Origin of the sequence: Paenibacillus psychroresistens (genome assembly GCF_009728935.1) — a bacterium.
Classification (GTDB): domain Bacteria; phylum Bacillota; class Bacilli; order Paenibacillales; family NBRC-103111; genus Paenibacillus_AC; species Paenibacillus_AC psychroresistens.
In genome coordinates, this window is the sequence record NZ_CP034235.1 from 3,585,154 (window position 1) to 3,611,290 (window position 26,137).

The 26,137-nt window shown below is 41.6% G+C and carries 26 protein-coding genes; all 26 read left to right on the plus strand.

Annotated features, from left to right (window positions below; all coding sequences use genetic code 11):
* Positions 1-4 precede the first annotated feature (4 nt).
* The 26 genes from EHS13_RS16090 to EHS13_RS16210 all read left to right on the plus strand — a co-directional run bounded on the left by EHS13_RS16090 (position 5) and on the right by EHS13_RS16210 (position 25,831).
* Complete coding sequence (locus EHS13_RS16090; RefSeq protein WP_155701315.1) at positions 5-1,258, plus strand: M16 family metallopeptidase; 1,254 nt, start codon at positions 5-7, stop codon at positions 1,256-1,258.
* Positions 1,215-1,694: a dUTP diphosphatase gene (gene dut, locus EHS13_RS16095; RefSeq protein WP_155701316.1), complete on the plus strand. Its 480-nt coding sequence runs from the start codon at positions 1,215-1,217 to the stop codon at positions 1,692-1,694. Before EHS13_RS16090 ends, dut begins: the two co-directional genes overlap by 44 nt.
* Positions 1,695-1,880: 186 nt before the next feature.
* Complete coding sequence (dpsA, locus tag EHS13_RS16100) at positions 1,881-2,780, plus strand: dipicolinate synthase subunit DpsA (protein WP_155701317.1); 900 nt, start codon at positions 1,881-1,883, stop codon at positions 2,778-2,780.
* Positions 2,777-3,373, plus strand: coding sequence for a dipicolinate synthase subunit B (locus EHS13_RS16105; RefSeq protein ID WP_155701318.1), 597 nt, complete (start codon positions 2,777-2,779; stop codon positions 3,371-3,373). Before dpsA ends, EHS13_RS16105 begins: the two co-directional genes overlap by 4 nt.
* Positions 3,374-3,406: 33 nt before the next feature.
* Positions 3,407-4,444 carry an aspartate-semialdehyde dehydrogenase gene (locus tag EHS13_RS16110; protein WP_155701319.1) on the plus strand — a complete coding sequence of 346 codons (1,038 nt, stop codon included), beginning with the start codon at positions 3,407-3,409 and terminating at the stop codon, positions 4,442-4,444.
* Positions 4,445-4,493: 49 nt separating this feature from the next.
* Complete coding sequence (gene dapG, locus EHS13_RS16115; RefSeq protein WP_155701320.1) at positions 4,494-5,711, plus strand: aspartate kinase; 1,218 nt, start codon at positions 4,494-4,496, stop codon at positions 5,709-5,711.
* Between the two features lie 129 nt (positions 5,712-5,840).
* Positions 5,841-6,728, plus strand: coding sequence for a 4-hydroxy-tetrahydrodipicolinate synthase (dapA, locus tag EHS13_RS16120; RefSeq protein ID WP_155701321.1), 888 nt, complete (start codon positions 5,841-5,843; stop codon positions 6,726-6,728).
* 188 nt (positions 6,729-6,916) lie between these two features.
* Positions 6,917-8,593, plus strand: a complete 1,677-nt coding sequence (locus EHS13_RS16125; protein WP_155701322.1) for a ribonuclease J — start codon at positions 6,917-6,919, stop codon at positions 8,591-8,593.
* Between the two features lie 148 nt (positions 8,594-8,741).
* Positions 8,742-9,491 carry a ClpP family protease gene (locus EHS13_RS16130; RefSeq protein ID WP_155701323.1) on the plus strand — a complete coding sequence of 250 codons (750 nt, stop codon included), beginning with the start codon at positions 8,742-8,744 and terminating at the stop codon, positions 9,489-9,491.
* Entirely contained in the window at positions 9,488-9,715 is a 228-nt protein-coding gene (locus EHS13_RS16135; RefSeq protein ID WP_155701324.1) for a YlzJ-like family protein, read from the plus strand. Before EHS13_RS16130 ends, EHS13_RS16135 begins: the two co-directional genes overlap by 4 nt.
* 89 nt (positions 9,716-9,804) lie before the next feature.
* The gene (locus EHS13_RS16140) at positions 9,805-12,297 is read left to right on the plus strand and encodes a DNA translocase FtsK (protein ID WP_155701325.1); all 2,493 of its coding nucleotides are present in this window, start codon (positions 9,805-9,807) and stop codon (positions 12,295-12,297) included.
* Between the two features lie 217 nt (positions 12,298-12,514).
* Positions 12,515-13,348 (plus strand): spore cortex-lytic enzyme, encoded by an 834-nt coding sequence (gene sleB / locus EHS13_RS16145; protein WP_155701326.1) that lies wholly within the window; start codon positions 12,515-12,517, stop codon positions 13,346-13,348.
* Positions 13,349-13,422: 74 nt separating this feature from the next.
* Positions 13,423-14,706, plus strand: a complete 1,284-nt coding sequence (yfmF, locus tag EHS13_RS16150; protein ID WP_405083565.1) for an EF-P 5-aminopentanol modification-associated protein YfmF — start codon at positions 13,423-13,425, stop codon at positions 14,704-14,706.
* 3 nt (positions 14,707-14,709) lie between these two features.
* Complete coding sequence (gene yfmH, locus EHS13_RS16155) at positions 14,710-15,996, plus strand: EF-P 5-aminopentanol modification-associated protein YfmH (RefSeq protein ID WP_155701328.1); 1,287 nt, start codon at positions 14,710-14,712, stop codon at positions 15,994-15,996.
* On the plus strand, positions 15,993-16,742 hold the full coding sequence (ymfI, locus tag EHS13_RS16160) for an elongation factor P 5-aminopentanone reductase (RefSeq protein WP_155701329.1): 750 nt from the start codon (positions 15,993-15,995) through the stop codon (positions 16,740-16,742). The genes yfmH and ymfI overlap by 4 nt, the downstream gene beginning before the upstream one ends.
* 99 nt (positions 16,743-16,841) lie before the next feature.
* On the plus strand, positions 16,842-17,090 hold the full coding sequence (locus tag EHS13_RS16165; protein WP_155701330.1) for a DUF3243 domain-containing protein: 249 nt from the start codon (positions 16,842-16,844) through the stop codon (positions 17,088-17,090).
* A 77-nt stretch (positions 17,091-17,167) separates the two neighbouring features.
* The gene (locus tag EHS13_RS16170; RefSeq protein ID WP_155701331.1) at positions 17,168-17,899 is read left to right on the plus strand and encodes a hypothetical protein; all 732 of its coding nucleotides are present in this window, start codon (positions 17,168-17,170) and stop codon (positions 17,897-17,899) included.
* A gap of 86 nt (positions 17,900-17,985) precedes the next feature.
* On the plus strand, positions 17,986-18,747 hold the full coding sequence (locus EHS13_RS16175; RefSeq protein ID WP_155701332.1) for a DUF3388 domain-containing protein: 762 nt from the start codon (positions 17,986-17,988) through the stop codon (positions 18,745-18,747).
* 27 nt (positions 18,748-18,774) lie between these two features.
* On the plus strand, positions 18,775-19,629 hold the full coding sequence (locus tag EHS13_RS16180) for a RodZ domain-containing protein (RefSeq protein WP_227013954.1): 855 nt from the start codon (positions 18,775-18,777) through the stop codon (positions 19,627-19,629).
* Positions 19,630-19,691: 62 nt separating this feature from the next.
* Positions 19,692-19,853: a hypothetical protein gene (locus tag EHS13_RS36405; RefSeq protein WP_193571507.1), complete on the plus strand. Its 162-nt coding sequence runs from the start codon at positions 19,692-19,694 to the stop codon at positions 19,851-19,853.
* 113 nt (positions 19,854-19,966) lie between these two features.
* Entirely contained in the window at positions 19,967-20,461 is a 495-nt protein-coding gene (locus EHS13_RS16185) for a YajQ family cyclic di-GMP-binding protein (protein WP_155701334.1), read from the plus strand.
* Between the two features lie 109 nt (positions 20,462-20,570).
* Complete coding sequence (gene rimO, locus EHS13_RS16190) at positions 20,571-21,899, plus strand: 30S ribosomal protein S12 methylthiotransferase RimO (protein ID WP_155701335.1); 1,329 nt, start codon at positions 20,571-20,573, stop codon at positions 21,897-21,899.
* On the plus strand, positions 21,896-22,471 hold the full coding sequence (pgsA, locus tag EHS13_RS16195; RefSeq protein ID WP_155701336.1) for a CDP-diacylglycerol--glycerol-3-phosphate 3-phosphatidyltransferase: 576 nt from the start codon (positions 21,896-21,898) through the stop codon (positions 22,469-22,471). The genes rimO and pgsA overlap by 4 nt, the downstream gene beginning before the upstream one ends.
* Before the next feature lie 63 nt (positions 22,472-22,534).
* Positions 22,535-23,782 carry a competence/damage-inducible protein A gene (locus tag EHS13_RS16200; protein ID WP_155701337.1) on the plus strand — a complete coding sequence of 416 codons (1,248 nt, stop codon included), beginning with the start codon at positions 22,535-22,537 and terminating at the stop codon, positions 23,780-23,782.
* A gap of 262 nt (positions 23,783-24,044) precedes the next feature.
* Positions 24,045-25,088 carry a recombinase RecA gene (gene recA / locus EHS13_RS16205; protein WP_227013955.1) on the plus strand — a complete coding sequence of 348 codons (1,044 nt, stop codon included), beginning with the start codon at positions 24,045-24,047 and terminating at the stop codon, positions 25,086-25,088.
* A 71-nt stretch (positions 25,089-25,159) separates the two neighbouring features.
* On the plus strand, positions 25,160-25,831 hold the full coding sequence (locus EHS13_RS16210; protein WP_162463134.1) for a regulatory protein RecX: 672 nt from the start codon (positions 25,160-25,162) through the stop codon (positions 25,829-25,831).
* The last annotated feature ends 306 nt before the right edge of the window (positions 25,832-26,137 follow it).

Below are 26,137 nucleotides of genomic sequence, written 5' to 3' on the forward strand. Positions count from 1 at the left end.
GCACATGAACAAGCATCAATTATCAAATGGCTTAAGAGTATTAGTAGAAAAAATGCCGACTTTACGTTCCGTTTCCTTCGGCATCTGGGTGAAAATTGGCTCTAGAAACGAATCGACTGTGCAAAACGGGATTTCGCACTTTATTGAACATATGCTTTTTAAAGGAACGGATAGATATACGGCTAAAGATATTGCAGAAGTATTTGACGGAATTGGCGGAAATGTTAATGCATTTACTACCAAGGAATATACATGTTATTATGCAAAGGTTCTAGACGAACATTTACCGATTGCAATAGATGTCTTAGCAGATATGTTCTTCCATTCCCAATTTGATGTGCAAGAGCTCGATAAGGAACGCAATGTCATTCTAGAAGAAATTTCAATGTATGATGACACTCCAGATGATTTGGTTCATGATTTATTAGCTAAAGCTTCTTACGGTGAGCATTCCCTAGGTTATACCATATTAGGTACGGAAGAAAATTTAAATGCGCTGGCTTCGGAGGATTTACGTCAGTTCATGAAGGATCATTACAATATTCAAAATACGGTAATAAGTGTAGCGGGCAATGTGGATGATCGCATTCTTGAATTGATTGAACAGCATTTCGGCCAATTTGCCAATAACGGTGTTAGCTCTGAATATATAGCACCACCTTTCACAGGAGAAGCCGTATATCAAACCAAACAAACCGAACAAAATCATATCTGTCTTTCCTTACCAGGCTGCTCGATATTGGATGAACGGATTTATGGGATGATTCTGTTGAATAATACGATTGGCGGCGGGATGAGCTCGCGGTTATTCCAAGAAATTCGAGAAAAAAGAGGGTTAGCCTATTCGGTTTATTCTTATCATTCCTCCTATATGGACAGTGGGTTATTCACGTTATATACAGGAACTGCGCCTAAACAAACAGAGGAAGTTCTTAAGGTTTCTTTGGATATCATTGGTGAAATGATTGCAACGGGTATGACAGAATCCGAATTACGTAAGGGCAAGGAGCAGCTAAAAGGAAGCTTGATTTTAAGTCTGGAGAGCACAAGCAGTCGAATGAACCGCATGGGGAAGAATGAGCTAATGCTTGGCAAGCATTATACGCTTGATGAAACCTTAGCCAGAATCGAAGCCGTTGAAATGGAGCAAATTGACTCCTTGATCAAGCAATTATTTGCTAGTCCATTTGCCTTAGCAATGGTTGGACAAAGCGATGTTGCGATTAAAGATTTCAGGAGGGATCAGCTTGTCCTATAAGGTGGAAATCAAACGATTACCCGGAAATGAAGATATAGTGCTGCCACAGAAAATGTCTGATTTAGCGAGCGGCTTCGATCTGTACGCTGCTGTAGCTGAACCATTAACGCTTAATCCCGGTGAACGAGTGCTAGTCCCAACAGGCTTTGCGATTGCAATGCCAGCTGAGCTGGAAGCTCAAATTCGTCCTCGCAGCGGATTAGCCTTTAAGCACGGGATCACAGCCTTGAATTCTCCTGGCACTATCGATGCTGATTACAGAGGCGAAATTAAGGTTTTATTGATCAATCACGGTAAAGAAGCTTTTATTATTCAACGCAATGAACGCATTTCCCAAATGGTATTCCAAATCGTTCCGCAGATTCAGCTTGAAGAGGTTGAAGAATTAAGTGATACGGTTCGTGGGACCGGTGGGTTTGGGCATACAGGCAAGTGATTGTGAAAAGAATAAATGATTATACAAATCGTATTCTACTGAGACAGTATGTCTTAGAGAATGCGATTTTTTATGTTATCACCATTTAATAATCGGGTTCTGAAAGCAAAGCAAACCTGTAACCCATCTTTAGGCTTAAGCATACTATACTGTATTCGAAAGTGGCTTTACGATGGAGGGAAACGGATGCTAACGGGATTACAGATCGCATTAATCGGAGGAGATGCTAGGCAGCTTGAAGTTATTCGTAAATTTTCTGAGCTGGATGCATCCGTACAATTAATCGGGTTTGATAACTTGCAATATGCATTTAACGGGATCACCAAATCGACGTTAAGCGTAGAGGTTTTGCACACGATGGATGCGATAATTCTGCCGCCTGTAGGTACAGATGAAAAAGGGTGTGTGGAATCTATTTTCTCAACCAGTGAATTGATTTTGACGAGTGAGCATATCGCTGCATTGCCAAAGCATGCAAAGGTCTATACGGGTATGGCTAAAAATTATCTAAAAACAATATGCTCGGATCAAGCTATTGAACTTATTGAGCTTTTTGAACGGGATGATGTGGCGATTTTTAACTCCATTCCTACAGCGGAAGGTGCTTTAATGATGGCCATCCAGAATACGGATTTTACTATACACGATTCGCAATGTATGGTGTTGGGACTTGGCCGAACGGGATTGACACTGGCTAGAATGCTGCAAGCTTTAGGTGCTCATGTAAAGATCGGAGTACACAAACCAGAGCAGTTCGCACGTGCTTGGGAGATGGGGCTGGAGCCCTTCTACACAACGGAATTAAGCCATCAAGTCACTAATATTGACTTGCTTTTTAATACAATTCCGACTATGATAGTCACAGCACAAATTATTGCTAATATTCCAAACCGCGCCCTAATTATTGATCTAGCTTCCAAACCAGGAGGCACCGATTTCCGTTTTGCGGAAAAGCGGGGGATCAAAGCCATGTTAGCACCGGGTTTACCAGGAATAGTTGCTCCTCGAACAGCTGGACGAATCATAGCCAAGACGCTTAGCGAATTGCTTATGAATCAGCTTATGACGAGGGGGAATGGACAATGAATTGGCAAGGGATAACGGTTGGTTTCGCTTTAACAGGATCTCATTGCACTTTTGAAGAGGTTATGCCACAGATTCAAGGTTTTATAGATGCCGGAGCCAAAGTCATTCCAATTGCTTCCAACACCTTGATGTCAACAGATACACGATTTGGTACATCTGAACATTGGCAAAAACAGCTGAAAGATATAACAGGGAATGACATTATTTCTACAATCGTCTCTGCCGAGCCGCTCGGACCTTCCAAATTATTAGATGTCTTGGTTATTGCTCCTTGTACGGGCAATACCACAAGTAAATTAGCAAATGCAATGACCGAAAGTGCCGTATTAATGGCTGCCAAGGCTCAGATGCGCAATCAACGACCGCTCGTTTTGGCGATTTCGACTAATGATGGACTTGGTCTGAACGCCGCTAATATAGCAAAGCTGTTAATCACTAAGAATATTTATTTTGTGCCTTATGGGCAAGACGCACCCATTGCCAAGCCGAATTCTTTGGTAGCTCGCATGGATTTGATTATGCCAACGTGTGAAAGTGCACTGCAGGGAAAACAATTTCAACCCATGCTTATCGAAAGATTCAATTTTTCATAGAATCATTTTTATTGAAGGGAAGAGTTACAGGCGATGTCGAACCAGAAGCTTTTTAATGTTGCAGTTGTTGGAATAACAGGCGCAGTTGGTCAACAAATCATTCGTTTGCTGAGTGAAAGGAATTTCCCGATTGATCGGTTAAAGCTGTTAGCTTCAAAGCGTTCAGCTGGAACTAAAATTGCTTTTAAAGGCAAGGAAATTACTGTGGAAGAAGCAACACCAGAAAGCTTTGATGGTATTGATATTGCCTTCTTTAGTGCAGGTGGAGATATAAGCAAGCTGCTGGTTCCACATGCAGTTGCAAGCGGTGCTGTATGTATTGACAATACTAGTGCATATCGTATGGATCCAGAGACTCCACTCGTAGTTCCAGAAGTGAATATCGAGAAAATTAATGAAAACAAAGGGATCATTGCTAATCCCAATTGTTCGACCATTCAATTGGTTGCAACGCTAAAGCCATTATATGATCGTTATGGAATTTCTCGTATTATTGTATCTACTTATCAAGCTGTTTCGGGAGCTGGAGCTCGGGCGATTGATGAATTGTTAAGTCAATCACGTGATGTTTTGGATGAAAAGCAAGTTCAGCCAGAAATTCTACCGGTATCTTCTTTGCCAGTGAAACATCAAATTGCGTTTAATGCCATTCCACAAATTGATAAGTTTTTAGACAATGGTTTCACTAATGAAGAGATGAAGATGATTCTCGAAACCAAGAAAATTATGGGGGACGAAACGTTGCAGGTTACAGCTACTTGCGTACGTATTCCTGTTGTATATGGTCATTCGGAGTCGGTTTATGTCGAATTAAAAGAAGATTTTGATATCGATGAAGTAAAGTCCTTGCTGGCAAATGCGCCTGGTATTGTACTCCAAGACAATCCAAACGAGCAGCTGTACCCTTTAGCATCTGAAGCAGCAGGGAAGCTAGAAACTTTTGTAGGCCGTGTACGTAGAGATTTAAGCAATCCCAAAGCTTTAAATATGTGGATTGTATCTGACAATTTATTAAAGGGCGCAGCATGGAATGCTGTGCAAATTGCTGAATACATTGCGTTAGAACAATAAAAATTTATTTGTATAGCCGTATATCCTTGTTTTAAGAGGAGGTTTGTTCATGCGAATTTTAGTTCAAAAATTCGGTGGCACCTCCCTTTCTTCCGTAGAAGCTAGAATCCATGTAATTAATCATATTAAGCGAGCTTTAGTCGAAGCATTCAATCTCGTAATCGTCGTATCCGCAATGGGAAGAAGGGGCGATCCATACGCCACAGACACTTTGCTTGATTGGGTTGGATTAAATGGCAATCAGCTTTCTCCAAGAGAGCGAGATATGATTCTCTGCTGTGGGGAAACCATATCTGCGGTTACACTTTGCAGCTTATTAAACGCAGAGCATATTGAGGCGGCCGTGTTAAACGGTGAGCAAGCAGGAATCACAACGAATGATCGTTTTGGCAATGCGCAGATTCTGTCCATTAATCCTCAAAGGATCTTGGATTTGCTGAAGCAACAGAAGGTTGTGATTGTTACAGGTTTTCAAGGCGCGACAGTGGATCACGATTTCACTACACTTGGAAGAGGTGGCAGTGATACCACGGCTACAGCTTTAGGTGTAGCCCTAAACGCAGAAATAGTCGATATTTTTACAGATGTTGATGGGGTGCTCACAGCTGATCCGCGTATTGTCGAGGATGCCAAGCCTTTATCATATGTAACCTTTAATGAAATTTGCCATTTGGCACATCATGGAGCCAAAGTAATCCATCCTCGAGCTGTAGAAATTGCCATGCAAGCTAATTTGCCTGTACGTATTCGTTCTACTTTTACCGAAGGTACAGGGACTTTGGTAGCTAGTCTGGAAGCTTTAAAGCTGGAAACGAATACAGTTATTGATCGTTATGTAACAGGAATTGCCTATGTGCCTTCGTTAACACAGCTTACTGTGTTGAATGGAGAAGGACAATATGATACTTCGCTGCATGTTTTTAAAGCAATGGCACAGCATAAGATTAGCGTAGATTTTATAAATGTTAATCCAATGGGAGTTATTTATACGGTATTTGAAAGCGATGCTGCACTTGCTTTAGAAGCATTAGAGCCGTTAGGCTATCATGTCAAAAGTACTTCGCATTGTGCAAAGGTTTCTGTTATTGGTGGAGGAATGAATGAAGTACCGGGAATTATGGCGAATATTGTCGAAGCATTAATGGATGCGGACATTACTATTCTTCAGTCCTCGGATTCACATACAACCATTTGGGTGCTTGTTAATGAAGTGGACATGGTTCTAGCAGTTCGCACGCTTCATGCCAAATTTAAGTTAGCAGTATAAGATTATGCTTACGATGCAGGCTTGCCAAAGCAAGCCCAGCATATGCTTACGACGACGGTTTTCTTATGAAAACCCAAGACTATGCTTACGATGACGGTTTTCTTACGAAAACCCTGAGGAGGACAACACATGGATTTCGGGAGATTAGTGACAGCGATGGTCACACCTTTTGATGAAAATCTTCAAGTAAATTGGTCACAGGTAGAGGTTTTAATTAATTATTTGATCGAGGTTCAGAAAACCGACAGTATTGTCATTTGTGGGACAACGGGTGAATCTCCAACGCTGACAGAAGAAGAGAAGTTTAGACTCTTCAAAATGGCTGTGAAAATTGCCAAAGGACGTTGCAAAATTATTGCAGGTACAGGCAGTTATGCAACAGCTAGCTCCATACATGCCACACAAGAAGCGGAAAAGCTGGGTGTAGACGGTGTTCTGGTAGTTGCGCCTTATTATAACCGCCCTTCGCAAGAAGGCTTATATCAGCATTTCAAGGCTGTAGCTGAAGCCACTAAATTACCAATCATGCTTTATAATGTGCCACATCGCACGGGGATATCTGTCGCTTATGAAACCACTGTGCGTTTAGCGCAAATTCCTAATATTGTAGCTTCAAAGGAAGCGCATGCAGATCTGGATCACATGACACAAATTGTGACAAGAGTACCTAAAGATTTTAAAGTCTATAGTGGTGATGATTCGCTAACTTTGCCGGTTTTGGCAATTGGTGGCTATGGAATTGTTAGTGTTGCCAGCCATATAATTGGCGTTGAAATGAAACAATTGATTACTCATTTTTTACAAGGTGAGAATGCTAAGGCTACTCAGCTTCATGCAGAGCTATTCCCGATTTTTAAAGGGATCTTCCGGATGCCAAGTCCCGCTCCTATCAAGCATGCCTTGCAATTAAGAGGCATAAAAGTGGGTGGCGTCAGATTGCCTTTAATCGATGTTACAGAAAAAGAAGAGCAGTTTTTAAAATCGTTAATGGATACCCTGAAAACGAGCATCCAATAGCATGTAATAAGTATTGGTAACGGAGCATGGCTTGTTTTTGTAGTTTTTGTTCATGTATAATAAGGTCAAGAGAATGGTGCGGTTTCTTTCAAACGGCTAGCTGGCAACAAAAACATCATGTTGCGATTTAGCAGTATAGGTGCGCGAATCGGAGGATCGTCGTCAATTCAAAATTAGGAGGTATTGTCTTGTCAAAGAAAATAAATGAAAAATTGGTCATCTTCGCTCTAGGCGGCGTGGGCGAAATTGGTAAAAATATGTATGTGGTGCAATATGGCAACGATATCGTAGTCGTGGATTCGGGTTTGAAGTTTCCAGAAGAAGAAATGTTGGGAATTGATATTGTTATTCCAGATATTACTTATTTACTCGATAATCGAGATAAAGTTAGAGCCATCTTAATTACTCACGGACATGAAGATCATATCGGTGGTTTACCCTATGTATTACGCCAATTGAATGTGCCTATTTATGCTACAAGATTGACCATGGGATTAATCGAATCCAAATTAAAAGAAGCCAATTTACTTGGTGATACCAAACGCCATATTATTACAGCAGAATCAGAATTGCCTTTAGGTGTCATTAAAGCAACTTTCTTCAAAACCAATCACAGTATTCCGGATTGCGTAGGGGTATGCTTGGAAACACCAGAAGGTAATGTAGTGCATACTGGAGATTTTAAATTTGACCAAACACCAGTGAATGGTCATTTCGCAGACTTGCATCGCATGGCGGAAATTGGTACTAAAGGTGTATTAATGCTACTATCCGATAGTACGAATGCAGAACGTCCAGGCTTTACGGGTTCTGAAAGAAGTGTTGGGATTGAGCTTGAAAGTATTTTTTCCAAGGCGAAGCAACGTGTTGTTGTAGCTACCTTTGCATCCAACATTCATCGGGTTCAGCAAGTTATTGACGCTGCAGAAGCAACCAACCGTAAAGTAACCGTAATTGGTAGAAGTATGGTTAATGTGGTTTCCATTGCCTCTGAGCTTGGCTACTTGCGTATACCGGAAGGTATGCTTATTGAGCCGGAAGAAGTTAATCGAATGGCTTCAGATCGTGTTGTTATTCTATCGACTGGAAGTCAAGGCGAGCCTATGTCTGCGTTAACACGTATGGCAAGAGCTACTCACCGTAAAGTCGATATCATGCCAGGAGATACCGTTATTATTGCTGCAACACCTATCCCAGGTAATGAAAAATACGTGGGACGAACTGTAGATGAATTGTTCCGTTTAGGAGCACATGTTATTTATGGACCAGGATCTGTATCTGGTGTTCACGTATCGGGACATGGCAGTCAAGAAGAATTGAAGCTGATGCTTAACTTGATGAAACCCAAATATTTTATGCCGATTCATGGTGAATATCGCATGTTGAAATTGCATTCAAATTTAGCAGAAGATGTTGGTGTGCTTAAAGAAGATATCTTCATCGTCGATAATGGGGAAACCGTTGAGATTGTCAATGGTATCGCTCGTAAAGCAGGCAGAGTACAAGCAGGTAATGTATTGATTGATGGGCTAGGGGTTGGCGATGTAGGCAATATCGTACTTCGTGATCGTAAATTATTATCACAAGATGGTATTCTAGTTGTCGTGGTTACCTTGAGTAAGCAAGAAGGTAAAGTACTTTCTGGACCTGATATTATTTCAAGAGGATTTGTGTACGTACGTGAATCTGAAGGCTTGCTGGATGAAGCAAATCGGATTGTAACGACAACCTTGAACAAATTGATGAGCGAGAATGTAAACGAGTGGGCTTCACTAAAAACACATGTTAAAGACGCGCTTGGTCGATTCTTATATGAGCAAACGAAAAGAAGACCGATGATTCTTCCGATCATCATGGAAGTATAATCCCGTTACCACTCTTATAATTTTTCAATATGACTCCTCTTGCCATTATGGTTTGAGGAGTTTTTTGTTGCGAAAAGTGGGATAAGAATGATGAGGTAAACCATACTACGATAGACTGATAATACGGAGTACAATTCAAGGAGGAACTATGCTAACCCCATCTAATCCTGAGAAACAAGAAGAGTTTCCACAACCCATCGATCCAAATGATCCGAAGAGAAATCCGATTCTAGAAAATATCCAACAGCTTGGTCAAACTGTGCTTGCTACACCTGGCGAATCGAATATTATTTGTTTGACTATCATTGGTCAGATTGAAGGTCATTTGATCCTGCCTCCGCAGAACAAAACGACGAAGTATGAGCATCTCATTCCACAATTGGTAGCGGCAGAGCAAAACCCGAAGATTGAAGGGGTCTTAATCATTCTAAACACCGTAGGCGGGGATGTAGAGGCTGGATTGGCTATTGCTGAGATGATTGCATCCTTATCTAAGCCAACAGTCGCCCTAGTGCTTGGAGGCGGGCATAGTATCGGTGTGCCAATTGCTGTTTCTGCTCAATATACAATTATTGCGGAATCCGCTACGATGACTATCCATCCCATTCGATTGAATGGTTTGGTGATTGGGGTTCCTCAGTCCTTTGAATACCTAGAAAAAATGCAGGAACGAGTTATTCGCTTTATTACATCCCATTCGGCAATGACAGAGGAAAAGCTGAAGGAATTAATGTTTCGGATGGGTGAGCTATCACGCGATATAGGGGCAACTGTCGTCGGAAGAGATGCTGTTAAATTTGGCTTGATAAATGCAATTGGTGGCGTAGGGGATGCGATTAGAGAGTTAAACCAGCGAATTGAAGCTGAGCGAAACATGCGAGGAGGCTTAGTTCAATGACGATGTATTCCATCATGCCCATGGAGGTAATATTTGCAGGCATGGATCAACAAACCTACAATTATGTTGAAGTAGTGGTGGGAGGAATCCCCATGCAAGTGGAAAGAGTAAGTGTAGACCAAGCCAAAATTGTGCGTTTGCTTAGCTGCCGTCCTGAAGATTACTTAAATCCACTTTATAACCCTGGGACGATGATTTTCTATCAGCCTAGTGTTGAACTGTGAAATGAGAACGCCTGTATTCAATTTAGGACTGTAACCACTTATATCGCCCCCTATTGTATGCTATACTAGCAAGGATGGGGGTGAACATTTTGGCCAAAGGCAAGAAAAAGAAGAAAACAGCAGCTAAAACCTCTTTAAGGTACGAGCTATACGGCATTGTTATTTTAATATTGTCGGTCATCGCATTATCTGGTGGAGGTCGAGTTGCCCGAGCTTTAACTTATATGTTTCGATTCTTAATTGGAACCTCCGATAAGGTGATCCCGATTATTTGTATATATATCGGACTTTATGTAATGATGAAGCGTGTTTGGCCTTCGAGCTGGAGCAGATGGAAAACGGGTGTCGTCCTTGGTTTATTTGGTTGGTTAGTGATCAATCATATGTCCATGATCCACTCCATAAACTCAACAGATGATCTTAAGATACCGGTTAATATTATTCAAGTTACCTGGGCAAGCATGATGGATGGCTTAGAGCCAGATGTGCCAGACGCACCCATTCTAGCTACAAATGTTGGCGGAGGAATGGTTGGAGCTTTATTATATGCGACACTTTATTTCTTGTTTGGTAATTTGGGGTCGAATTTAATTGCTTACACGCTTTGTTTAATCGGTATTATCTTGATAACAGGCATCTCTGTTGTTGACTTAATAGGCAAGCTAAGAAACCGGACTAGCGGCATGCAGTCAGGTGTTCTAGAACGAGTATCAGGCTGGTTTACAGCCAAAGATGAGGGTCCGATCCGCAAAGGCCCAGTCATTCAAGTGAAAAAACAAAAAATACATAACCCGATGGATGATGAGCTCGATGAAGAGAATTATTTCTCCGATCGTCCTAAAGGTAAGCCTAAATCGGTTTTCTTTGAAATTTTCCCATCTACTCCTGAGGAACATGATGAGGAGCCTGCTCATCCGATAGCGCCGTTAATTCAGCTTTTACCTAAGGAAGTTAAACGGGCCCAGCCTCAGCCTGTAAGTCCCGTAGAAGAAGAGGAACCACTTCCATTCATTCGAAATTTTCAAGATCAAGTGGAGCCTATTATAGATATGTCTCCTCCTCCTGTAATAGTGATTAAGAAGCCTGCTGAAGGACAAGCAGAGGCAACGGATATTCCTTTTGTCGAAGCAACAGGTAAAAAATCAGATAAGCCATATGAACTCCCATCGCTAGGTCTATTGTCCTTGCCCGCTCCAGGTAAAGCTGGAAGCTCCTTGGACTATAAAGCGAATGCTAGAAAACTGGAAACCACATTAGAGAGTTTTGGCGTTAAAGTAAAGGTGCTTGACGTTGTCATTGGGCCTGCTGTAACTCGCTATGAGATTCAGCCTGACGTAGGTGTTAAGGTCAGTCGTATTGTTAGTTTAACGGATGATATCGCACTTGCTTTAGCGGCAAAAGACATTCGGATGGAGGCTCCAATTCCAGGTAAATCTGCCATTGGGATCGAAGTGCCCAATTCAGAGGTATCGATTGTAACTATGCGTGAAGTCATGGAGAGCTCTGCATTCCGTGATTCAGCCGCCAAGTTATCCGTTGTACTGGGACGCGACATTTCGGGACAGCCTATCGTAGCTAACTTAGCTCGAATGCCGCATTTACTTGTAGCAGGAGCTACGGGCTCAGGGAAGTCAGTTTGTATTAATGGAATTATTACGAGCATCTTATATAAAGCTAAGCCAGAAGAAGTCAAATTTCTGATGATTGATCCGAAGATGGTCGAATTGAATATGTACAATGGGATTCCGCATCTTTTGGCACCTGTTGTAACAGATCCAAGGCGCGCTTCGCTTGCATTGAAGAAAGTCGTGCTAGAAATGGAGAAACGCTATGAAGCCTTCTCCAAAACGGGTACACGTAATATTGAAGGCTACAATAACTTGCTTGCAAACGGACAAGCCGGCAACCCAATGCCTCCAATACCATTAATCGTTGTAATTGTTGATGAGTTAGCGGATTTAATGATGGTCGCAGCGAACGATGTCGAGGATTCCATTACGCGATTAGCTCAAATGGCACGTGCAGCGGGAATCCATTTGATTATTGCAACACAAAGACCTTCTGTGGATGTTATTACGGGGGTCATTAAAGCCAATATTCCTTCGCGAATTGCCTTTGGTGTTTCCTCTATGGTTGACTCGAGAACTATCCTCGATATGGGGGGCGCAGAGAAGCTTCTAGGACGTGGAGACATGCTCTACCTACCTGTAGGTGCATCGAAGCCAGTCCGTGTGCAGGGTGCTTACCTTTCCGATGAGGAAGTCGAGTCCGTTGTGCACTTTGTAAGTAAACAAGAGGAAGCGCAATATCAGGAAGAAATGGTGCCTGAGCTGGAAGAGAAAGACGATATACCCCAAGAAGTGGAAGACGATCTTTTCAATCAAGCTGTGCAGATTGTAGTTGAAGCCAAGCAAGCCTCTGTATCTTTATTGCAGCGGAGAATGCGAATTGGTTATACCCGAGCAGCTCGTTTAATTGATTCCATGGAAGCCAAGGGGATCGTAGGACCTTATGAAGGCAGCAAACCAAGAGAGGTGTTACTCTCGATTGAACAGTTTCATCATAACCGCATGAGCTCATAAAACGGTAGGGAGAAATCCCAACCGTTTTATTTTTTTGCAATATAAGAAAGATTAGGTTTCACCTATATGCAGCTCATATAATTCAAACAAACGCACCGTTTTCTTTCAGAAAGACGGTGTAGACATTTATCCTTTGATGCATAGAACAATTCTTCCTTTCCAATAATAACTGCAAACTGAAATTGATGCAGTTACACTGTTAACCGGCAATAGTTATATGTTGACTGCTAACAGTAAATTAGAAAGGTTGAGTGAAGTGAAAAAAAACCAGAAAAATCGACTTGTAGTGTTTACTGTATTGTTGGTAGTTGTGCTGTACGGAGGTTATCAATTTAAGCATGCAAAAATTGCTCATGATGCTCAAGAGACGTTTAGTAATTCGGCCGTTCATTACGGAGCTAAAGGGGAAGATGTATTTGAGCTGCAGGGAAGATTGAAGCATCTTGGTTTTTTTAAAGGAAGTGTGGACGGACAATACGGATTCCAAACCTTAAAAGCAGTGAAATATTTTCAATCTGAGTTTGGTATGAAGGTGGATGGAATTGTTGGTGCCAAAACCAAGCTCAAGCTATGGCAAGCGACTAAAAATTGGGCACCTACGGCTGATTGGAAGCAGAATAAACCGGTTGCAGGTAATCCCTCGAATGCACCTAAAGATGATACAGCTTCGTTAACACCGAGCTCCATGGCGGGTATGACGGCTAATGATTTAAGGATGATGGCAAATGCAGTCTATGGCGAATCTCGAGGCGAGCCTTATATTGGTCAAGTCGCTGTGGCAGCGGTTATTCTCAATCGCGTGAGAAATGCAAGCTTCCCCAACACCATATACGGCGTTATTTATCAGCCAGGTGCATTTACGGCAGTTGCAGATGGCCAAATCAATTTAACGCCAAATGAGACAGCTAAAAAAGCCGTGAATGATGCAATTGGCGGCATTGATCCTACAAATGGCTGTATCTATTATTTTAACCCAGAAACGGCAACCTCTAAATGGATTTGGACACGCAAGCAAGTTAAAACGATTGGCAAACATATTTTTGCCATATAAACTATTTCTCCCATGTTGCTTCTTTTCTCGAGCTTGGAATATAATGGTATGGTGAAATGAAGGGAGGCAGCAGCTTGAAGAATACAACGTTCGAACGCAGCAGCATCAATAATATTCGAGTTCATGTATTGCCGACAAAGCAATTTAAGACCTTTGCTATCTCGGTATATATTGGCAGTCCATTAACCGAAGAAACGGTTACCCCAATTGCTTTAACGCCCCATGTACTACGAAGAGGGACTAAAGCTTATCCCGAAACGAAAGCCTTCCGTGAGAAATTAGATGATTTGTATGGAGCAGGCTTTGGTTTTGATATTTTCAAACGTGGGGATTATCAAATTGTGCAATTTCGAATGGACATCATTGAAGATCGTTATGTGAATGAGAGTGGGAAATCTTTATTAGCGCAAGCCATTGGTTTTCTCGGTGGTGCTATAACAGAGCCTGCACTGGAGGATAATCATTTTATAGAGAAATATGTGGAAGCTGAGAAGCTCACAGTGAGTCGCAAGATTGAAGCGGTCATTAATGATAAAATTCGTTATGCCGAAGAACGCTGCATGCAAGAAATGTGCAAAAACGAGCCGTATCGTTTATTCCAGCTAGGGACCATTGAAGCTTTACAGAGCTTAAGTGCTGCTTCGTTGCATGAGAAATATAGGGCATGGTTACAGGAAGCGCCGATCGATATTTATGTGGTAGGCAATACGACATTAGCAGAAGTGTCTGAATATGTGGCTAACGCCATTCAGCTAAAACGTGAATCAGCCGCTACCTATAACTTGAGATCAACTTATCATGAAGTCAAGCAGGTTCGGACGGTCATTGAAAAATTAGATATTAAGCAAGGCAAGCTGAATATGGGACTGCGGACCAATGCGACTTATGCCGATGAATTATACAGTGCTCTGCTCATGTATAACGGAGTATTGGGTGGTTATCCACATTCCAAGCTATTTATTAATGTGAGAGAGAAAGCAAGCTTAGCTTATTATGCTTCCTCACGTTTAGATGGCCATAAAGGCATCCTGGCGATTCGTTCCGGTATCGAAATGGAGAACTATGAAAAAGCCTCCGAGATTATTCAGCAACAGCTTGAAGCTATGCGCCAAGGTGATATTACCGAGCTCGAGCTTTCACAAACCCAAGCGATGATTGCTAATCAGCTAAGGGAAATTAATGATTCGGCATTCGAGATGATCTCGTTTGATTACAATAGTGTATTGTCTGGGGTTGAACGCTCCGTCATCGAGCTTATCGATGCCATTGAGAAAGTCGACCGCCCTCAAATCACCAAGGTTGCCCAAAAGGTGCAATTGGATACCCTATACTTCCTGCGCGATCAAAAGGGGGATTAAACGATGGAAATTTTGAATTATGAGCACTTGAATGAAAAATTATATACCGAGCAGCTGGATAACGGGCTGAAGGTCTTTATTTTGCCAAAGGAAGGCTTTCAGAAAACATATGCGACTTTTAGCACTCGTTATGGTTCTATTGATAACCATTTTCAAGCTAGTGGTGAAGCTGAAGTTCGAGTTCCCGACGGAATTGCCCATTTCTTGGAGCATAAGATGTTTGAAGAGCCAACAGGTGATATTTTTGCCACATTTGCTTCACAAGGCGCATCGGCCAATGCTTTTACTAGCTTTGATCGTACCGCTTATTTGTTCTCAGCAACCGAACAGATTCACGCTAATCTGACCACTTTGTTAAATTTCGTGCAAAACCCTTATTTTACCGATGAAAATGTCGAGAAAGAAAAGGGGATCATCAATCAAGAAATTACGATGTATCAGGATAATGCGGATTGGCGTTCTTATTTTGGATTGATTGAGGCTATGTACAAAACGCATCCGATTCATATTGATATCGCAGGCACGATTGAGTCGATTAAAGATATTACGAAAGAGACGTTATACGCTTGCTACCACACGTTCTATCACCCAAGCAATATGATGTTGTTCATTGTTGGCGGAGTTGATCCCGAGCAGGTTATGCAGCTCGTCCGTGACAACCAAGCAGCTAAAGGCTATAAAGCTCAGGGTGAAATACGGCGGATTTTTGACAATGAGCCTAGCGGGGTAGCCATCAAGCTTAAAGCGACCCAATTGCCGGTTTCCTTACCGAAATATTTGTTCGGCTTTAAAGAAACTCCACCGCACGTGGAAGGACTGGAATTGCTGCGATTAGAGCTGACGATGAAGGTTATGATGGATGTGCTATTCGGACCGAGCTCAACGATTTATCAAATTCTGTATGATGAGAATTTAATCTCGGATAATTTCGGGCATGAATACAATTGTGATCGGGATTATGCCTTTTCAATTATTGGCGGGGACACGAAGAATCCAGAAGCTTTGCTGAATCGTATTAAGGAATTGCTTGGGGAGGTTATTGAATCAGGAGTAGCCGAAGCAGATTTCGAGCGAACCCGCAAGAAGCGAACAGGTGGTTTTCTGCGGATGCTGAATTCACCGGAATCCATTGCCAATGAATTTACTAAATACCAATTCAGGGGTGGTGATCTGTTTAGCATGCTGCAGATCTATCAAGAAATGACATTGGGCCATGTAAATGAGCGGATGCGCAAGCATTTTAATTGGGAGCAGATGGCAGCATCTCTAGTCTCAAGTGAGCAGGCATGACAACCCCTTTTAAGCAACAAACCGTCTTGATTACTGGGGCGAGCAGAGGTATAGGGGCTGCCGTAGCGCAACGATTTGCTGCTGTAGGCATGAATATTGTGATTCACTATAATCAGGGGCATGAGGCCGCTAATGAGGTGGCTCGGAGCTGTATGCAGCAGGGATCTAAGGTGCTTACCATTTCTGCTGACATTCGCAGCAAAGAGCAGCTATTGAAGATGCAGGAGAAGCTCGCTAAACATGAGATGCTGCCTGATATTCTGGTGAATAACGCTGGCATTAGCCATTATGGGATGCTGGCGGATGTCACCGAAGAGCAATGGGATGATCTGATGAATGTTAATCTTAAAGGTACCTTTTTTACTTCGCAGATTTTTATGGAACGAATGGTCCAGCTTAAATATGGTCGAATTATTAACGTTTCGTCTATCTGGGGAATATCAGGTGCCTCCTGTGAAGTAGCCTATTCCACAACCAAGGGAGGCATTAATGCCTTTACAAAAGCCTTAGCCAAGGAGCTTGCCCCTTCGAATGTCACTGTGAATGCAGTGGCACCGGGGGCTGTGGATACAGCTATGATGAACCATTTAGCTGCTGAGGAAGTAACTGCTATTCAAAGTGAGATTCCTGCTGGACGATTTGCCATGCCGGACGAGATCGCATCATTGGTTTATTTTTTGGCTTTGCCGGAATCTAGCTATATTACTGGGCAAATTATTAGCCCAAATGGTGGATGGCTTACATAAATCACCTTAAATTGGAAATGCTTTGCGTGAATAAACTCCGGCTAAAAAGCGAATAGTACAACTGTTATTGCTATTAGTCTAAGATGAGGAGGTTTACGTATGGCAACTGTATTAAAATCGTTTGACAAGTGGAAGCAATTCTTAGGTGAACGTGTTTCACAAGCTGAATCCGTTGGGATGAGTGAAGAGACGGTGACCAAGCTGGCCTTTCAAATTGGTGAATTCCTGCAGGATAAAATTGATCCAGAAAATCCCGAGGAACGTATTTTGAAGGAGCTTTGGGATATCGGGAATGAACAAGAACGTAAAACGATGGCGAGTTTGATGGTCAAATTAGTTAGCAAGTAAAGTTGACTCGCCCTCCTCTATAGGGGGGCTTTTCTTTGTAGTTCGTGATATACTGAAATTAAAAAGGAATAATGTCGATGTATTTTCATAAAATAAGGCTATTTTTTGTTTATTTGTTTCTTCTTGTCCTTTTAACGGCGTGTGGTCACCCCATTCCAACAGCTTCAGTTGATTTGCTTAAGCAAAAGAAAGCTATTCTAATCTTAACCTCACCTTCGTTAGACAAGTCTTTACAGAATCAGCTAGTTCAAACTCTTAATACTTGGAAGCAAACTGAGTTGATTACCTATGAATGGCTTCAGCAGGTGAACGTGGTAGACGACCTGCTTATTAATAAAATAAATCAGATTCCATATTCCTACATTATGGTTATAAGCTCAGATTTAACGCCTACCACACTAACAGAAGCTGGAAAAGCTCCAGATAAACGCTGGATTGTGCTTTCTGATGCTACCCATCTGGAAGCTATCCCAACGACCATACCAGATAATGTTGCTGTATATCAATTGAATGCTAGCCTTTTGACGACTCAATGGAATGAAGCGGTTGCCCGCACACAACAAGCTCAGCAACAACAGCTAACTATGAATGGAATTTATCATTCTGTTGGCTCCGTTACTTATGGAAACATACCTACGCCAACACCAACACCAAGTCCGAATATTCCGCCAATTAATCTCCAAAAGCCGGGAGCTGTTATATTAATTTGGCCTTCCATTTGGGCAGATCAGTTAAAAGTGATTCAATTGAATAGCTTTGAAAAAGGGCTGCATTACTACACAACTCAGCAAATGAAGATTAATTACTAATTAATGAAGGCAATAAAGGAAATAAGCAAATGTTGTAGAATAATGTAGAATAATAGTCTGTCATCGAATAGGGGTTGGACCACAGAATGAAACAATGGTACATGGAATACAGGATTCATAAGAATCGCCCTGGTTTGCTTGGTGATATTGCTTCTTTAATGGGAATGCTGGAAATTAATATTATGTCGATTAATGGAGTCGAAGATCGTACTCGCGGCATGCTTCTGCAAACCGATGATGATGAAACCATTGAGCTTATGGGTAAAATGCTAAGTAAAGTAGATAATATTACTATTACGGCTTTACGCACCCCTAAATTAGTCGATATTCTCGCTGTTAGGCATGGCCGTTACATAGAACGTGATTCGGATGATCGCAAAACCTTCCGGTTTACACGGGACGAGCTTGGTTTACTTGTGGACTTTTTAGGTGAGATTTTCAAGAGAGACGGCAATCAGGTCGTTGGTTTGCGCGGGATGCCGCGTGTCGGCAAAACAGAGTCCATTATTGCTGGAAGTGTATGCTCGAATAAACGTTGGAATTTTGTTTCTTCCACATTGCTTCGCCAAACGGTTCGTAATCAAATGTCTGAGGATGAATTGAATCCCAACAATATATTTATAATTGACGGTATTGTTTCGACCATGCGATCTAATGAAAAGCATCACAGCTTATTGAAACAAATTATGGCTATGCCATCGACCAAGGTCATAGAACACCCCGATATTTTTATTCGCGAATCGGAATATGATTATCATACGTTTGATTATATTATCGAATTGCGTAATTCACCGGATGAAGAGATTTCCTATGATAGCTTTACGACTCCATTTGATGAAGGCTTTTAAAAATTATAGTAGATACGTTGACGGGAGGTGAACCATTTGTCGGAATTGGGACAGTTGTTGCGAAAGGCTAGGCTGGAAAAAGGGATATCCTTGGAGGATATGCAAGAAACCACTAAAATTCGAAAAAGATATTTAGAAGCCATTGAAGATGGCAATTATAAATTGCTGCCAGGAAATTTTTATGTAAGGGCATTTATTAAGAGCTATTCGGAGAGTGTGGGCTTAGACCCTAATGAGGTGCTTCGTCTTTATCGGAATGTGATTCCTGCTTCTCAAGTCGAATCTAAGGTAGAGCCTAACCATCGCAAAAGATCGGGTATTAAAACGAACGACCGTTGGAGCAAAAGAATCACTACGCTTGTTTTTATATCTTTCTTGGTTTTAATTATTGTTTTAGCCTATTATTTTATAGATAAGAACAGTAAAACGGCGGATAATACTAACAATACCGAGGAACAAGGTCCTCGCCTAACTGACAAAGCAGTTGATGTGGTTGACCCTAACGCAACACCTATTGCGACAATTGAACCGAATACTCCAACCCCACAGGCATCCAGTCCCCTAGCAGAAGTTAAGTTGGCTTCTAGTGCTAATGGAGTTGATTATTATATTATTTCGAACGCCACCAAAATTGAATTAGAGCTAAGTGTTGCCACAGATAAATGTTGGTTTGAAATTGATGAAGTGAGTGGAGTCAATAGCAAGAAGTTGATTGAGACCGGCAATCTGGAGACCACCACTGGTAAGAAAATCTGGAGCTTGGAAAAACCTGTCTATGTTAAGCTGGGAAGAGCCAATGCGGCAGAAGTGAAAGTAAACGGTGTGATTATCCCCGTGGGAGATTTACCTAATGTAAAGAAATTTCAATTTGAGCTCGCATAAACGCCTTGCTATAGGGGAGGATAACGGTAGTTATTCATTCCTGTAAAAGTGAGGTTAAGCAAATGCCAACAAGCTGGGTTGTAACAGGGCTGGGGGTTATAGTCAGTTTATTGGGCTGGTACTTAACACCTAGTGCTTGGGGATACGGAATTTTTGGTTTTGGTCTTGCACATATTGTGTTAGGGCTGCTGGATATGTTTCGTGTGCCAGTTCGAAGACATTAGTTCGGAGCAGTATTTTAGAGGACATCCTTAAGCTTAATGGGGTGTCTTCTTTTATTATGTAGAAAAACTTGCTATAATGAACTAACGATTGTTTAGAAAAGGAAGTGTTTGGCATGAGTACAGAAAACTCGTTTGATATTTGTTCGAAAATTGATATGGCCGAATTGAATAATGCGATTAACCAAGCCGAGAAAGAAATTGACACTCGGTTTGATTTCAAAAACAGCAAAAGCAGCATCAAGCTAGAAAAAGAAGAGCTAGTCCTAGTCTCCGATGATGAATTTAAGCTGCAGAACGTTGTAGACATATTGACTTCGAAGATGGCCAAGCGTGGAATTTCTTTGAAAAATATGGAGCATGGTAAAGTTGAACCAGCAGCTATGACAACAGTTAGACAAAGAATTACCTTAAAGCAAGGGATAAGCCAAGAGGACGCTAAGAAAATTAATATCCTCATTCGTGATTCCAAATTAAAAGTAACCAGCCAAATTCAAGGCGATCAAATTCGAGTTACAGGCAAAAATCGGGATGACTTGCAGAAGATTATGCAAATTGTTAAACAAGCGGATTTACCCTTGGAGCTGCAGTTCAACAATTTTCGCGGGTAGCAATTCCTATAACGATGTATTATAATTATAATGTTAACGGGCTACTTTATTCTTTGTAGCCCGTTCATCTTGAATTGCAATGAATTGCACTATATTGGGGGATCTCGTAATGACAGAAAAGATAATGGTGGTTACACTCGGATGCGAGAAGAATCTAGTTGATTCTGAAATCATGACCGGTTTAGTCCATCAAAAAGGCTACTTAATAGCCGACAACAAAGAGGATGCAACGGTTATTATCGTGAATACCTGCGGTTTTATTGATGCAGCTAAAGAAGAATCCGTTAATACTATTCTAGATATGGCGGATTTGAAACGAACAGCGAATTTAAAGGCGCTTATCGTCTCAGGTTGCTTGACACAACGTTACAAGGAAGAATTAATGAAGGAAATGCCTGAGATTGACGGAATCGTAGGTACTGGCGATTTTCATAACATTAATGACATTGTCGAGCAGGCATTAGCAGGCCATAAGCCGGTGATGGTCGGAAATCCCGTGTTTAATTACGAGCAAGCATTGCCAAGACGCTCATCCGGACCACGTTATACGGCTTATGTGAAAATTGCTGAAGGCTGCGATAACGCGTGTACTTTTTGTAGTATTCCGATTATGCGTGGTAAATTCCGTAGTCGCAGTATGGAGTCTGTTATCCGTGAAGTGACTGAATTGGCATCACAGGGTGTAAAGGAAATCAGCTTGATTGCACAGGATTCGACTAATTATGGTACGGATTTATATGATTCCTTTATGCTGCCTACCTTAATGAATAAAGTTACAGATGTACCCGGAATTGAATGGGTTCGATTGCATTATGCCTATCCTGGATTCTTTACAGATGAATTAATTGATACCATAGCAAATAACCCAAAAGTTTGTAAATATGTGGACATGCCGCTTCAGCATAGCGAAGATCGGATCCTGAAACGGATGAATAGACCTGGCAGACAACGCGATTCAAGAGAGCTGATTCTCAAAATTCGTGCCAAAATTCCCAATGTTTCCCTACGTACTTCACTTATTGTCGGGTTTCCGGGCGAAACAGAAACGGATTTTGATAATTTGGTTACTTTTGTGCGCGAAATGGAATTTGACCGTTTGGGTGTCTTCAGTTATTCACAGGAGCAAGATACGCCAGCATCACGTTTGCCTGATCAAGTAGATGAGGATGTTAAAGAGTTCCGCAACAACACCTTGATGGAAATTCAACGTGAAATCTCCAAAACCCGCAATGGCAATCGCATTGGACAGGATTTGGATATTCTGATCGAACGTTATGACGGGCGTAATGATGTCTACATTGGACGTTCACAATATGATGCTCCAGAAATAGATGGAGAGGTTTTTGTAACAAGCAGCACGGCAACCATTGGTTCTATGACCAAAGTAAGAATCACGCATTCGTTTGAGTATGATTTGTCTGGGGAGGGTATTGTATGAATTTACCCAACCGAATCACGGTTGCAAGAATAGCTCTTATACCTGTGATTATGGTTTTCCTCCAGGTCAAAACATTCCCGGTTATCCATCTTTCTGATTTTACCATTACCTATAATCAAATTCTGGCTACCTTTGTTTTTATAATTGCTGCCAGTACGGATGGTTTAGACGGCTATATCGCCCGTAAGCGTAAGCTTGTTACCAATCTGGGCAAGCTATTAGATCCACTTGCTGATAAATTACTGGTAACGGCGGTATTGGTTTATTTGGTTGAACTCGGGAAAATTGATGCTTGGATAGTTATTGTCATTATTGGCAGAGAGTTCGCTGTAACAGGGTTGAGGCAAATTGCGCTATTAGAAGGTATCGTTATGGCGGCAAGCAAGCTGGGGAAATGGAAGACAGGCATTCAGATCACAGCGATTATTGCTTTGTTGCTTAACAATTTTCCATTTAACTTTATCGACATTCGTTTCGATTTAATTTCTAGCTGGGCAGCCGTTATCATAACGGTCTACTCGGGTGTTGATTATTTTGTCAAAAACAAACATGTAATCAATTTTTCAGATTGAGGATGAAAAAAACAATAGGACCTCCTATTGTTTTTTTTTCGAATAGGGAAGGATGAAGCTTAGATGAAAGCAGAGATAATCGCAGTAGGAACAGAGCTTTTGTTAGGTCAAATTGTTAATACCAACGCACAGTATCTTGCTCAGCAATGTGCAGCGATGGGGATAGATGGTTATTTTCAAACCGTTGTTGGTGATAATGAAGCACGGTTGAAGCAGGCAATCAGCCTTGCTAAAGATAGGGCAGAGCTGATTATTTTTACAGGTGGCTTAGGGCCGACGTTAGACGATTTAACCAAAGATGTGCTTGCTGCATTTCTCCAACGCGAATTAATTATGCATCAGCCTTCCATGGACAGGATAACTGCTTTCTTCGAAGCACGGGGCATAGCTATGGTTGAAAGCAATGCTAGACAAGCCTTAATGATCGCTGGCAGCGATGCCCTGTTGAATGATACTGGAATGGCTGTTGGGAACGCAATGACGTTAGACGGTACACATTATGTGCTGCTGCCGGGTCCACCTCGTGAAATGAAGCCCATGTTCGAGAATTATGCCAAAGATTGGCTGCGTACGGTCATGAGGGATGAAATGCCGCTATACTCAACAATGCTTAAATTTTGCGGGATTGGCGAGTCTTCGTTAGAGCATGCTCTGCTTGATTTAATCGAGAGTCAGCAGGATCCAACCATAGCCCCCTACGCAAAAGAAGGGGAAGTCACGATTCGCTTATCTACCAAAGCACATTCCCAAGAAGCAGCTAATCTACAAATGGCTTCCACAGTGCAAATGATTCGTGATCGTTTGGGCCTCTATCTTTATGCGCAAGAAGATATTGGGATTGAGCAAGCTGTTCTGCGGCTATTGGCTGAGAAAAATGCTACATTAGCCGTAGCTGAGAGCTGTACAGGTGGCTTGCTAAGTGATCTAATTACTTCTATTTCAGGCAGTTCTACTAGCTTTCTTGGCGGGATCATCTGTTACTCCAATCAAGTAAAGCATGAGCTTCTGAGAGTACCAACCACGATGTTAGAAGGTGAAGGTGCGCCAGGTGCGGTTAGTGCTGAAACGGCTCAAGTATTAGCAGAGCAATTATTAATTTTGATGAAGTCGGACTATGCTATCTCAATAACAGGCGTTGCAGGCCCTAACCCATCTGAAGGTAAACCTGTTGGGCTAGTGTATATTGGAGTTGCTCAAAAGGGGCAACCCACATTAGTAGTTAATGTGACACATTCAGGCGGCCGTGATTTAATCAAGCTTAAATCTGCCAAAACGGCTTTATATCATTTATGGAAAAGGCTAGTGGAGTAGCTGTATATTTAACATGCAAGGATAAATGGCTTAGCCGTCTTAAAAAAACTATTGCACAAATAAAAAGTTTGGTATATATTGGTATCAATAGTTAGCGGAAGAACCGTTACAAAAGAGACCTTCTTTTGTAGCGGTTTTTTTGTTTGGACTTAGCTAAAAAGCTGCATTTATCAAAAAAACGAATGTATGTTCGAAAAAACACTTGGCAAGAAGGCAAAAAGAAGTTATCATGTAAATATAATCAAAGAAGGAAGTGAGTCTTTTGGCTGCTGATCGTCGTGCTGCGTTAGAAATGGCTTTACGTAATATTGAGAAACAATTTGGAAAAGGCTCCATAATGAAGCTTGGCGAATCCACGCATATGCAAATTGAAGCTATTTCCACTGGAGCATTAGCCCTTGATATTGCTCTTGGAGTTGGTGGTTTTCCACGCGGGCGTATTATTGAAGTATTCGGACCTGAATCCTCAGGTAAGACTACAGTTGCGCTACATGCCATTGCATCGGTACAGAAGAATGGCGGTACGGCTGCTTTTATTGATGCCGAGCATGCATTGGATCCAGCCTATGCAGCCAAGCTTGGGATCAACATAGATGAGTTGTTGCTTTCACAGCCCGATACAGGCGAGCAAGCACTTGAAATTGCAGAAGCACTTGTACGAAGCGGTGCGGTCGATATTATTGTTGTTGACTCCGTAGCGGCTTTGGTGCCTAAGGCTGAAATCGAAGGGGACATGGGAGATTCACATGTCGGCCTACAAGCAAGATTGATGTCACAGGCTTTAAGAAAGCTATCAGGTGCAATCAACAAGTCCAAGGTTATCGCAATTTTCATTAATCAGCTTCGGGAAAAAGTCGGCGTTATGTTTGGTAATCCAGAGGTTACTCCAGGTGGACGAGCTCTTAAATTCTATTCCACTATTCGTTTGGATGTACGTCGGATTGAATCCATCAAGCAAGGCAACGATGTAGTGGGTAACCGTACACGCATTAAAGTAGTGAAGAACAAAGTCGCTCCTCCTTTTAAACAAGCTGAAGTTGATATCATGTACGGTGAAGGCATTTCCAAAGAAGGCAGCCTGATTGATATTGGTACCGAGATGGATATCGTGGATAAGAGCGGTGCTTGGTATTCATTCGAAGGTGAAAGATTAGGTCAAGGCCGTGAGAATGCTAAGCAGTATTTGAAGGACAACCACAAGGTAACGGATATTATTGAGAAGAAAATTAGAGAAGCAACTATAACGGTACCTGCGGTAACCAGTGCAACTGCTGATGATGATGCAGAAGATTTGGATTTTGAATAACAACTAAAATGTCGCACCTTATGATTTCAATGAGGTGCGTTTCTCATTATATAAGTAAAGGGGGGCATATCGTGGAAGAGGAAGATGAAGAAACCATTGTATTGATCACTTCAGTAGAGAAACAAAAGCGAAGCAGGTATCGGTATAATATATTTTTAAATGAGCTGTTTGCTTTTTCGGTGCATGAGGATATGCTTGTTAAACATCGTTTGTTAAAAGGCGAATATGTAAATGCAGCAAGAATTGAAATGATTATTACGGAAGATGAATACCACAAAGCATTCATGGAAGCGCTAAGATTCGTTGGACGACGTCCAAGATCACGTAAAGAAATCGAGTTTAAGCTCGCGGAAAAAGGCTACGGGGAAGACGCTGTTAGCCGAACCATACAGAAGCTCTTAGAGCAGAAGATTATTGATGACGAGCAATTTGCTCATATGTGGACCGAGCATCGGCTATTCTCACAGAAGAAAGGCAGACGTTGGGTTCAGCAAGAGCTGCAACAAAAAGGCCTATCGAAAGAACACATACAAGAAGCCTTATCTAACGTTGATGAAGAGGCAGAGTTTCAAGCTGCATATGATACTGCTAAGAAGAAATGGGCTACTATAAAAGGGGAGCCCTTTGAACGCAAACATAAATTAGCAAGCTTTATGCTGCGAAGGGGGTATCCTAGTACAATGGTCAATACTGTACTGAAGCAAGTAACAGGGGAATCATTGGATGAGCTGGATATGATCTAGTTGAGGAAGTTAACTAGAGAAATAATTAATGACATTAAACTTAACAAAGCAACGGATAATCTAAGAAGCCAATAAACGGAATTTACAATAGCTTGACAAGTTTCTTCATTAAAAGCTAAAATGATCATGAGTATGTATGTACTTAGGTTCATATCTGGCTATTTATTTGAATAGTGGATATGTTTCCGCAAAGTAAAAAAACGCCAATTTTTACTTTTATTCATCTGAAAATGTAAGCAATGCAATGTTATTGAAAACGAATGTAAGTATTGAGCAGTTTAAAACTGAATTTAACCCAAGCTAATC